At 72.5% G+C, this 10,578-nt stretch carries 8 protein-coding genes; 4 read left to right on the forward strand and 4 right to left on the reverse strand.

The window, feature by feature from the left end:
• Window positions 1-8: 8 nt before the first annotated feature.
• Window positions 9-1,562, reverse strand: coding sequence for a phage tail sheath family protein (locus ACWEVN_RS27010; RefSeq protein WP_452053153.1), 1,554 nt, complete (start codon window positions 1,560-1,562; stop codon window positions 9-11).
• Between the two features lie 191 nt (window positions 1,563-1,753).
• Between ACWEVN_RS27010 and ACWEVN_RS27015 the strand changes: the two genes are divergently transcribed.
• The gene (locus tag ACWEVN_RS27015) at window positions 1,754-5,179 is read left to right on the forward strand and encodes a phage tail protein (RefSeq protein WP_452053154.1); all 3,426 of its coding nucleotides are present in this window, start codon (window positions 1,754-1,756) and stop codon (window positions 5,177-5,179) included.
• Window positions 5,180-5,188: 9 nt separating this feature from the next.
• On the opposite strand, the gene ACWEVN_RS27020 is transcribed toward ACWEVN_RS27015, so the two are convergent.
• The 3 genes from ACWEVN_RS27020 to ACWEVN_RS27030 all read right to left on the reverse strand — a co-directional run bounded on the left by ACWEVN_RS27020 (window position 5,189) and on the right by ACWEVN_RS27030 (window position 8,623).
• Window positions 5,189-5,878, reverse strand: coding sequence for an eCIS core domain-containing protein (locus ACWEVN_RS27020; RefSeq protein ID WP_449684904.1), 690 nt, complete (start codon window positions 5,876-5,878; stop codon window positions 5,189-5,191).
• A 100-nt stretch (window positions 5,879-5,978) separates the two neighbouring features.
• Window positions 5,979-7,967, reverse strand: coding sequence for an ATP-binding protein (locus ACWEVN_RS27025; RefSeq protein ID WP_452053155.1), 1,989 nt, complete (start codon window positions 7,965-7,967; stop codon window positions 5,979-5,981).
• Window positions 7,964-8,623, reverse strand: coding sequence for a DUF4255 domain-containing protein (locus ACWEVN_RS27030; protein ID WP_452053156.1), 660 nt, complete (start codon window positions 8,621-8,623; stop codon window positions 7,964-7,966). Before ACWEVN_RS27030 ends, ACWEVN_RS27025 begins: the two co-directional genes overlap by 4 nt.
• 118 nt (window positions 8,624-8,741) lie before the next feature.
• On the opposite strand from ACWEVN_RS27030, the gene ACWEVN_RS27035 reads away from it, so the two are divergent.
• The 3 genes from ACWEVN_RS27035 to ACWEVN_RS27045 all read left to right on the forward strand — a co-directional run.
• Complete coding sequence (locus ACWEVN_RS27035; RefSeq protein WP_452053157.1) at window positions 8,742-9,185, forward strand: N-acetyltransferase family protein; 444 nt, start codon at window positions 8,742-8,744, stop codon at window positions 9,183-9,185.
• 75 nt (window positions 9,186-9,260) lie between these two features.
• Complete coding sequence (locus ACWEVN_RS27040; protein ID WP_452053158.1) at window positions 9,261-9,815, forward strand: hypothetical protein; 555 nt, start codon at window positions 9,261-9,263, stop codon at window positions 9,813-9,815.
• Between the two features lie 8 nt (window positions 9,816-9,823).
• The coding region (locus ACWEVN_RS27045) for a hypothetical protein (RefSeq protein WP_452053159.1) at window positions 9,824-10,578 on the forward strand (755 nt) is incomplete at its 3' end.

Raw genomic sequence — 10,578 nt, forward strand, 5'->3', positions numbered from 1 at the left:
CCCCTTCATCACTCGTTGACGAGGCTGGTGCCGCCGGACATCTGGGCCAGCCGGAAGATGACGAACTCCGCCGGTTTCACCGGGGCGATGCCGACTTCGCAGATCACCTGGCCGAGGTCGATGCCCTCGGCGGGGTTGGTCTCGCGGTCGCACTTGACGAAGAAGGCCTCGTCCGGGGTCAGCCCGAAGAGCGCGCCCTTGCGCCACTCCATCACCAGGAACGCGCTGATCGTGCGCCGGATCCGGGCCCACAGCGCGTCGTCGTTGGGCTCGAACACGACCCACTGGGTGCCGCCGAGGATCGACTCCTCGAGGTAGTTGAACAGCCGCCGGACGTTCAGGTAGCGCCACGCCGGGTCGCTCGACAGCGTCCGCGCGCCCCAGACCCGGATGCCCTTGCCGGAGAACGACCGCACGCAGTTGACGCCGATCGGGTTGAGCAGTTCCTGCTCCGCCTTGGTCAGGTGCGTCTCGAGGGCGAGGGCGCCGCGGACGACCTCGTTGGCCGGGGCCTTGTGGACGCCGCGGGTGGCGTCGGTGCGGGCCCACACGCCGGCCATGTGGCCGCTCGGCGGGACGAACGTGTTCGTGCCCGACGCGGGGTCGAGGACCTGGACCCAGGGGTAGTAGAGCGCGGCGTACTTCGAGTCGTACCCGGCCGCGTCCATCCGCCAGCTGCGGACTTCCTGGGGGTTGAGCGCGGGCGGCGGGTCGATGATCGCCATCCGGTCGCCCATCAGCTCGCAGTGCGCGATCATCGCCAGCTGCACGGCCTTGACCGTGTCGAGGTCGATCAGGTCGCGCTGGTAGGCGGCCATCAGGTCCGGCGCCGCGACCATGGTGATCTCGTCGATCGCCTCCAGGCCGCCGAAGCCGGTCCGGTCGGCGACGTCGCCGACGTAGTCGTTCGCCGCGACCCGGCCGGGGACCGGCGGGGCACCGTCCTCCTTCGGCGGCGCCGAGAGCACCGCGGTGCCCTTGTCCGGCTTGGTGACCGCGCCGCCGGTGGCGACCTCTTCGATGGTGATGAGGCCGGACTTCTCCCGCACCGCGGTGACGACGTTCTCCTTGGTGCGCTTGGTCGTCACGTTGTGGGTCTCGACGACCTTGCCGTCCTGCTTCACCAGCACGGTGAACCGGTCCTCGGCGGGGTTCTCGCCCGTCGGGTCGGCCACCTCGACGGTGATTTCGCCGGCCGGCTTACCCTCCGGCAGCTCCTTCGCGACGAAGCGGTAGCCGCCGAGCACGGCCTGGCGGGCCGCGATCTGCTTCGGCGCGGCGCCGTTGTCCTTGGCGCGCGAGCCGCCGATCCGGACGATGTAGCAGTTGGTGCCGCCGTTGAGGAAGTAGCCGTAGACCGACTGGGCCAGGTAGCAGCCCTCGATGAAGTCGCCGAAGGTCTGGGTGAACTGGCCCCAGTTGGACACCAGCGTCGGGGTGTTGAAGGGGCCGTCCGCCGCGAAGCCGACGAAGGCGGCTACTGCGGTGCCCACGCCCTCGATCGGCCGTGCGCCGGCTTCGATCTCCTCGACGTACACCCCCGGCGTGAGATAGGTGGGCATGCGTGCCTCCCTTGTCGACGCACAAGTCTTGTCATCGGCGATGCTGCTGCCGGCGCGTTCTCCGCGGAACGACCGTGCGGCTAGGCCCGCGGGAACCGATCTCTGCCCTTAAAGGCAACTGCCCATCCGGGCAGCCGTGCCTGCCCGTCCGGTCGTTGGCAACCGGCCCGGGGGGACCGACAGTTGAACCCATGCCAACGGGGCGGGACCAAGCGCCACGCGAGCTGTCCGGGCAGCCTGCGCGGCCGGCCCGTCCGGCACGCCGCGCGAGCACGCCCGCGCTGCTGCGCCTGCAGGCTTCGGCGGGCAACGTGGCGGTGTCCCGGCTGATCGCGCTGCAGCGGCAGAGCTGTCCCGCTCCCCCGGTCGCGCCGCCCGGCGTGACACCGGCGACCGACCCGAAGTTCCAGTCGCTCGAGAAGGACGTCGGCGCCAAAGCGAAGACGGCGAAGGCGCACCCGCCGGCGGGCGCCGAGGTCAAGAAGGCGCAGGACGCCGCGGTGGCGCCCGCCGACGACAAGGAAGCGCAGGCCAAGGCCGCCCAGGCGGACAAGATGGCGGCGGCGAAGCCGGCCGGCTTCGACAAGGCGGCTTTCATCGCCGCGGTGAACGCCGCGGTCGCCAAGCAGGCACCCGGGAACCTCGACGACGCCGACAAGTTCGCCACTTCCGGCAAGGCCGACCAGGTCAAGGCCGAGGTCCTCGGCAAGGTCACCAGCGGCAAGGACGCCTCGGCCAAGGACGTCACCGACCGGACGAAGGAGCCGCCGGACCCCGGCCGGGCCGTGGAAAAGCCGGTGACGCCGCTGCCGGAAGCCCCGGCCCCGCCCGCACTCGCACCGCCGGACCCGCGCAAGGCGACCCCGGACAAGGCGCCGCCCGAACAGACCGATCTGCGGGCCGGCCAGTGCGAAACCCGGGGCGCGATGGCCGCGGCGGGCGTCACCGACCAGCAGCTGGCCGAGTCCAACGAGCCGGAGTTCACCGGCGCGCTGGCCGCGAAGCAGGCCGGTGAACAGCACACGGCTTCGGCGCCGGCGGCGGTCCGCGAGTCCGAGGCCGGGCAGCTGGCCGCGGTCACCGGCGCCGCACAGGCGTCCGGCCGGGCCGCGATGGCGGGCATGACGGGCGCGCGGTCGTCGGCCGGGCAGAAGGGCCAGGCGGCCAAGTCGGCCACCAAGACCAAGGACGAGCAGGACCGCGCGCGGATCACCGGCGAGATCAAGGCGATCTTCGACGAGACCAAGACGAAGGTCGAGGGCGTGCTGGGCGCGCTCGACGACCAGGTGGCGAAGAAGTTCGAGGCGGGCGAGGCGCAGGCCAAGGCCGCGTTCACCGCCGACCACCAGGCGCGGATGAAGCGCTACAAGGACGAGCGCTACGACGGCATCGCCGGCGCGGCGCGCTGGGCGTACGACCTCTTCGCCGACCTGCCGGCCGAAGCGAACAACCTGTTCCTGGAGGCCAAGAAGGTCTACGAGACGAAGATGCAGGCCGTCATCGGCGAGATCGCGGACTTCGTCGGCCGGCAACTGGGCGAGGCGAAGCAACTGATCGCGGACGGCCGCACCCGCGTGCAGCAGAAGGTGGCGTCCCAGTCGCCGGCGTTGCGCAAGATCGCGGGCGAGGCGGCGAAGGAGTTCGGCGGCCAGTTCGACGACCTCGAGAAGTCCGTCGACGAGAAGCAGGACGCGCTGGTCGAGGACCTGGCCCGGAAGTACACCGAGGCCCGCACCGCCGTCGACGAGGAGATCACGGCGCTGCAGGCGGAGAACAAGGGCCTGTGGAGCAAGGCGAAGGAGGCGGTCGGCGGCGCGATCGAGACGATCCTGAAGCTGAAGGACATGCTGCTCGGCGTGCTGGCGCGGGCCGCGAACGCGGTCGGGCTGATCATCGCCAAGCCGATCGAGTTCCTCGGCAACCTGGTCAACGCGGTGAAGACCGGCGTGATGAACTTCGGCGCCAACATCGTCCAGCACCTCAAGGACGGCCTGAAGGGGTGGCTGCTGGGCAACCTGGCGAGCGCGGGCATCGAGATCCCGGAGGCGCTGGACGCCAAGGGCATCCTGAAGATGGTGCTGTCGCTGCTGGGCCTGACCTGGGCGAGCGTCCGCGCGCGGATCCTGCGGTTCATCCCGGAGCCGGTGCTGGCGAAACTGGAGCAGACCCTCGACGTCGTCAAGGTCCTGATCACCGAGGGCGTGCCGGGCCTGTGGCGCTGGATCGTGCAGAAACTGGGCGACCTGAAGGAGCTGGTGCTCGGCCGGATCAAGGAATTCGTGGTCGAGAAGATCGTCAAGGCGGGCCTCACCTGGATCATCTCGATGCTCAACCCGGCGGCGGCGTTCATCAAGGCCTGCAAGGCGATCTACGACATCGTGCTGTTCTTCGTGGACAAAGCCGCGCAGATCAAGGAATTCGTGGACTCGGTCCTGGACTCGGTCGAGTCGATCGCCCGCGGCGGCGCGGGCGCGGTGGCCGGGCTGATCGAGCGGACGCTGGCGAAGGCGTTGCCGATGGTGCTCGGGTTCCTGGCGAGCCTGTTGGGGCTGGGCGGGATCTCGGAGAAGATCAAGTCGGTGCTGGAGAAGGTCCAGGCGCCGGTGGGCAAGGTGATCGACTCGGTCGTGGGGACGATCGTCAAGGCGGGCAAGAAGATCTGGTCGAAGTTCACGGGCAAGAAGGGCAGCGGGGTCCCGGACCCGCGCAGTGCCGGCCAGAAGCAGCAGGCGCTGGCCCAGGCGAAGCAGGCGGCCGACGCGGAGATGCGCAAGCCGGACGCCACCCAGCACACTGTGGAAGCGGCATTGCCGAAGATCAAGGACACCTACCGGCTCACGACCATCGCGTTGGTGCCCACGAGCAACGGCAAGTTCAAGACCCACCTGGAGATCAACCCGACCGACGACACCGGCGAACTCCCGCTCGGGCCGATGGCGCCGGTCGACGAGGCGAAGGTCTACCTCGGCAAGCGGTTCGTCGTGAAGTCCACCAACCGGGTCGCCAAGGTCACCGACGTCCGCCCCGACGGCTGGGTGACGCTCCAGTACGAGCTGGAACGCACCGTCGGCCGGAATTCGGAGGGGCGCCCGGCCTTCCCGGTGCTCAAGTTCCTGGCCAACACCCCGAACGGCGGCCCCGAGCTCGCCCCGGCCGAAGGCGGCGCCGACCAGACGCAGTACACGATCGACGGCAAGACCCTGCGGCCGGAGTACCACGACATCCGCGCGGTCTTCTACGGCGGTTCCCACAAGTACAGCGGCCACGACGCGGCCAAGATCGCCGCGGTGATGCGGCCGGACGGCGTGACGTTCACCTGCCCGGGGGTCCCGTTCCTGGGCATCGCCCCGCACGTCGCGGCCCGCGTCAAGCCGAACAACGCCGACAACTACGCGCTGGACCACCGGAAGTCGGTCGCCGGGCACTGGAACGCCCAGGGCCGGGCGAAGGGCCAGAGCGATCGCTCGCAGTTCTACGCCGACCCGGGCAATCTCGAGGTCCTGTGCGCGTCCTGCAACAGCAAGAAGGGCTCCAAGGACGCCGACACGGGCGCGGCCGAGCGGTACCGCAAGGACGTGGAGATCCCGGGCTTCACCGGCCCGGACGGCAAGGCGTAGCGCGGCGGATCAGGCCTCTTCCTCGACCTCTTCCTCACGCTGCACGAACGTCTGCGCCATCGTGTCCTCTTCGCCTTCGGCGGCCTCGGGAGCTTCCTCCCGCTGAACGGCCGCAGCCGGAGCGGGCGCCGACATCAGCCGGTCGGCGTTCGCCACGGCTTCGCGCTCGAACCGGTCCGAAGGATCCGACACCTTCACGCCGCCGCCGGCGTCCGTGCCGTCCACCGGGCCGCTGCGCTGCTGCACGACGTGCGTGAGCTCGTGCGCCAGCATGTGCTTGCCCGAATCCGAAGCCGGGTCGAACTTGTCCCGCTGGAACACGATGTTCGAACCGACCGTGTACGCCTGGGCGTTCACCGACTTCGCCGAGTCGTGCGCCGCGCTGTCGGTGTGGACGCGGACGTCGGAGAAGTCCGTGCCGAAGCGGGTCTCCATGTCCTCGCGGGTCGCCTTGTCCAGCGGGGCGCCGCCGCCCGAGCCGACGACGTCGTGGACCGGCGAGCGGTCCTCCTCCACCAGCGACGACGTCCCCGCGTTGCCCACCGCGCGCTGGAGGCCCAGCAGGCCGGCCGGGCCCAGGACGTCGGTGCGGCCGGCCGCGGCCGCGCGGCCCAGGAGGTCGTGGTCGTCCCGCTCGAGGCGGTCGCCCTTCGGCCGCAGGGTCGGGTCGAGGTCGTTGTCGTGACTGTGCCCGCGCATGTTTGCTCCCTCCGCCCGTAAAGCTTGCCCCGCCGGCGGGGCCGAGCGCCAGACTGCGCCGCCGTCCGGACGGGCAGCGAAAGCTGCCCCTGCGGGCAGCTCAGCCGTCGGTCACCATCGCCAGGTAGGGGCCGAACTCCCGGTCGAGGCAGAGCCGGCCCAGCTTGCGGTACTCCCGGGCCACCGCGCCGACCAGGTCGCTCATCCCCACCGGCCGGCCCGCCTCGGCCGCCAGGTACGCGCCGGTGACCGCGGCCGAGCGGATGTGGCCGCCGGCCAGTTCGAACGCCTCGGCGAGGAAGCCCAGGTCCAGGTCCGCCCCCCGCGGCATCCGGGTGCCGAGGCAGCGGTCCCAGAGCCGGTGCCGGAGTTCGACGTCCGGCAGCGGGAAGTCGACGATCACGTCGAGCCTGCGGGTGAAGGCTTCGTCGAGGTTCGCCCGCAGGTTGGTGGCCAGCACCGCGATCCCGTCGAACGTCTCCATCCGCTGCAGCAGGTACGCGCTTTCGATGTTGGCGTACCGGTCGTGCGCGTCGCGGACCTCGGACCGCTTGCCGAAGATCGCGTCCGCCTCGTCGAACAGCAGCACGCCATTGACGCCGGACGCCTCGGTGAAGATCCGCTCGAGGTTCTTCTCCGTCTCGCCGACGTACTTGTCGACCACGGTCGCCAGGTTCACGGTGTAGAGGTCCAGCCCGAGCGAGGCGGCGATCACCTCGGCGGACATCGTCTTCCCGGTTCCCGAATCCCCCGCGAAGAGCCCGGTGACGCCCCGGCCGCGGCCGCCGCCCGGGCGCATCCGCCACTCGTCGAGGACCTGGTCGCGGTAGCGCGCCCGCGCCGCCAGTTCGTCCAAAAGGGACAGTACGCCGGCCGGCAGGACCAGGTCGGCCCAGCCGACGACCGGTTCGATCCGCCGCGCGAGCCGTTGCAGGCCGGCGGCGTTCTGGCTGCGCGCGCCCGCCCGGACGTGCGCGGTGCGGACCAGCCCGTCGTCGTCGGCCAGCGCGGTGACCGACGCCGCCTTCGCCGCACGCGCGATCTGCCCGGGGCCCAGGACGAAGTGGGCGGTCGCCTCACCCGGGTCGACGCCCGGGGCGAGCCGGCCGTCGAGGCGGCTGCGCCAGAGTCCCGCGCGGGCCGCGCCCGACAGCGGCACGGCGTCGAGCTGCAACGGCGGTGTCGCGCTCCAGCGCGGGTCCCAGGCGCCGGTGCCGTGCACCACCAGCGGGATCGCCGGGTGCGCCAGTTCCTCCAGCCGCGGGTCCTCCACCGGGCCGAGCACGATCCCGGCGCCGCGCAGCAGCGCCTCCCGCCGCAGCGACGCGGTCAGCTCGGTGTGGCCGGGCTCGGCCTGCCAGCGCGGCGCGTCCACCACCAGCGCCGGGTACCCGGCCGCGGCCAGCGCGCCGACGCCGAGCTCCTCGGCCCCGCCGCCGGGCAGTTCCTTCAGGTAGACGAGCCCGGCGCGGCCGCGGATCGCGCGGGCGAGCCGGTCGGTGCCCGGCACTTCGACGAGCTCGGTGCCCAGGCGCGCGCAGCCGGCGAGCTCGGGCGCGAGCCGGTCGTCGCCGAGCAGGTGGTTCACCACCCGGTCCGGGACGCGCAGCGTGCGCGAGAGGAACGGCCGTTCCTCCTCCCCCACGGCGAGCAGGCCGCAGGTGACCAGCGGCGAGTCGGCGTCGAGCCGGGCCCGGCCGGCGGCCGAGGCCTCGGGGATCCCGCACAGGCGCAGCGCGAGGCCGGCGCTGGCGCGGCGGCGGGTCACGTCGTCGTTGAGGTAGCCGTAGAACTGCTCGAACCGGCTGTCCAGGTCGGGGGCCAGCGCGACCAGCAGCAGTTCGACGTCGACGCCGGTGAGCCCGGCGCGGTCGGCGAGAGGGCGCAGCCGGCCGTCCGGGGCGGAGTCGGTGAACGGGGTGAACGGCTCGCGCAGCCCCTCCAGCAGGGCGTCGATGGTCTCGTTGGACAGGTACAGGCCGCGGAAGGGGTCGTCGGGGTTCGGGTCGGCCGCGCGACGGCTGTCGACGGCGTCGCGGATCCGCTGTTCGAGCCGGGCCAGCCGCTCGAACAGGTACTCCAGGCTCACCGGGGCTTCCGGTGGGTGCGCGCCATCGCGACCCGGCGCTGCCCCTCGACGGCGCCGGCCGCGGACACGTGGTGCCCGACGAGCTCGCCGTCGCCGGTGTCGATCTTGAGGCCTTCCTTGGCGGGCGGCCCGGCCGGGTAGACGCGGCCGCTGTGGATCGGCGCGGAGACGACGACGTCCAGCGACGGCTTGAGCTCGCCGCCCAGCGCCGTCCACACGTCGGCGAAGGCGCGGTCCTCCGGCGGTGGCAGCGCGACGGTCATCGGGACGGGCAGCCCGGTCTCGGCCAGCGACCCCGTGAGCACCTCGGCCGGCACGGCTTCGTAGCGCAGCAGGCCGAGCAGCAGGTCGGACAGGACGCGGTGCTCGTCCTCGGGCCGCTGGGTCCACGCGGTGACCAGGTAGGACAGCTTGACGTGCTTGGGCGGCAGGTGCCGCGCGGCGACCTCGCCGCGCTGGTCGTACTCGTTGAGCAGCCCCCGCGACCGGCGCCGCATGTCCTCCCGCACGTCGTAGAGGTAGATGTTCACCGTCGGTGCGTTGCGCCGGGCGGCCCAGTCCTTGGTGGGTGCGTCGAAGGCGACGTCGACCTCGCTGCCCCGCAGCGCCTCGTCCTTCACCAGCCGGCGCAGCGCCTCGTCGACCTCGTGGATCACCGGCGGACCTCCTCGCACTGGCGGTCCCTCCACGATGATCGCGGCACGCGGGCCGGGCCAGCCGCACAACGGCAAACCTTCGGGTACACCCGGCTGCCCGTAAGGGCAAAGTGGGACCGTGACGATCACGACCCGGCCCGCCGCCGAAGCCGATTTGCCGGCCCTGCTCGCCCTGTTCCGGGAGCTGCACCCGGACGACCCCGCCCCGCCTCCGCAGGCCGCGGCGGCGGCCTGGCGGGCCATCGAGCGCCAGGCCGGACGCGCGATCCTGGTCGCGGAGTCGGCCGGCGTGGTCGTCGGAACGGTCGATTGCACCACGCTGCCGAACCTCACCCGGGGAGCGCGGCCGTTCATGCTCGTCGAGAACGTCGTGGTGGCGGCGGAACACCGCCGGTCGGGCGTGGGCGCCACCCTGATGGCGGCGGCCTTCGCGGCGGCACGGGAGGCGGGCTGCTACGAGGTCCAGCTGCTGTCCCGGTCCGGCCGCGACGGCGCGCACGCCTTCTCCGAGTCGCTGGGCTTCCGGGCCGCGGCCCAGGGCTACCGCCGGTACCTCGGCTGAGCCGGACCGATCTTGTAACCGGCTCCGGGCCCCCGGCGACTACTGCTTCGGGGAGTGGGAGAACGCGAGGCACCCATGCGACGGATCGCCGGCCCGATCGGGACGGCCCTGGCCCTGCTGCTGGCCGGCTGCGGCACCCCGGAACCACCGGGGACGCCGGATCCGCCGCCGTCCGCCTCCACCGGCGCCGCGACCACGGACTCCCCCGGCGAGCCGCCCACCGGCTCGGGCCCGTCGGCCACGGCCGCCGCACCGGCGACTCCGCCGTCCCGGACCACCACCGGCTCGTCCCCCGCGAAGACGTCGCCCAGGAAACCGCCGACGCCTCCGAAGGTCACGACGGCGAAACCGCCGGCGAAGGGGTCGCCCGTGCGGACCGCGCCGATCGAGATCATCGGCACGTCCTACGCGGCGCTGGGGCCGGTGACCGAGGCGCAGCTCGCGGACGAGTGCGGCGGCACCCTCTGCGTCACGCTCCGGACGACCGTCGAAGGGCCCCCGGACCCGCAACTGGACTGCAAGGTCGTGCGGATCATCCAGTCGGTGCCGATCTACCGCGGTGACACGATCACCTTCGTGCTCGCCGATCCGTGCGGGGACTTCACCGAACCGCCCCAGCCGACCGAGTAGGCGCGGCCATGGCGAAACGGCTTCGCTCACTGCGGCCCGCGCCTCCTCCGGCCGCGCCGCCCGAAAGCCCGTCGAAGGCGCTGCGCGTGCTCGGCTCGGTGATCGCGCCGACGACCGTGCTCACCGGGCTGCTGTTCTTCTTCGGCAGGCAGCACGCCACCTGGCTGCTCGACTACTTCGGCGTCCCGCTCTCGACGATGGGCCTGACCGCGCAGGACTACCTGGTCCGCAGCGCCGACGATCTCTTCGCCCCGATCGCCGTCGTGCTGGCGGGGGTGCTGGCGCTGCTGTGGCTGTACCGCTTCCTGCGCGCCCGGCTCGGTGACGCGGCTTGGCAACGGCTGCTCCGGCTCGCGACCCCGGTCGCCGTCGCGGGCGGGGTGGCCGGGCTCGCCGTGGCGGCCGTCGGCGTGGTGCGTCCCGAAGCGTTCGCCTCGTCGTACGCGGTTCCCGGCGCCGGGCTCTCCCTCGGCGTGCTGTTCCTCGTGTCCGCGTCACGCCTGCTCGCGGCCCGGTCCGGCCGGGTGGTGCCCGCCGCGGTGGCGACCGCCGAGTGGGTGGCGGCATTCGTGCTGGTCAGCGTGGGGCTGTTCTGGGCCGTGGCCGACTACTCCGCGTCGGTCGGCGTCGGGCGGGCCCTCCAGATCGAGGCCGGGCTGGCCGCGCCGCCGGAGGCGGGCTCGACCGGCTCGGCGGCCGCGCGACGGCGGCGGACCAGCCAGCGCACCCCGCCGAGCACGAGCAGGACGGCCACGAGCGCGAC

The organism is Amycolatopsis sp. NPDC003861, from assembly GCF_053605405.1.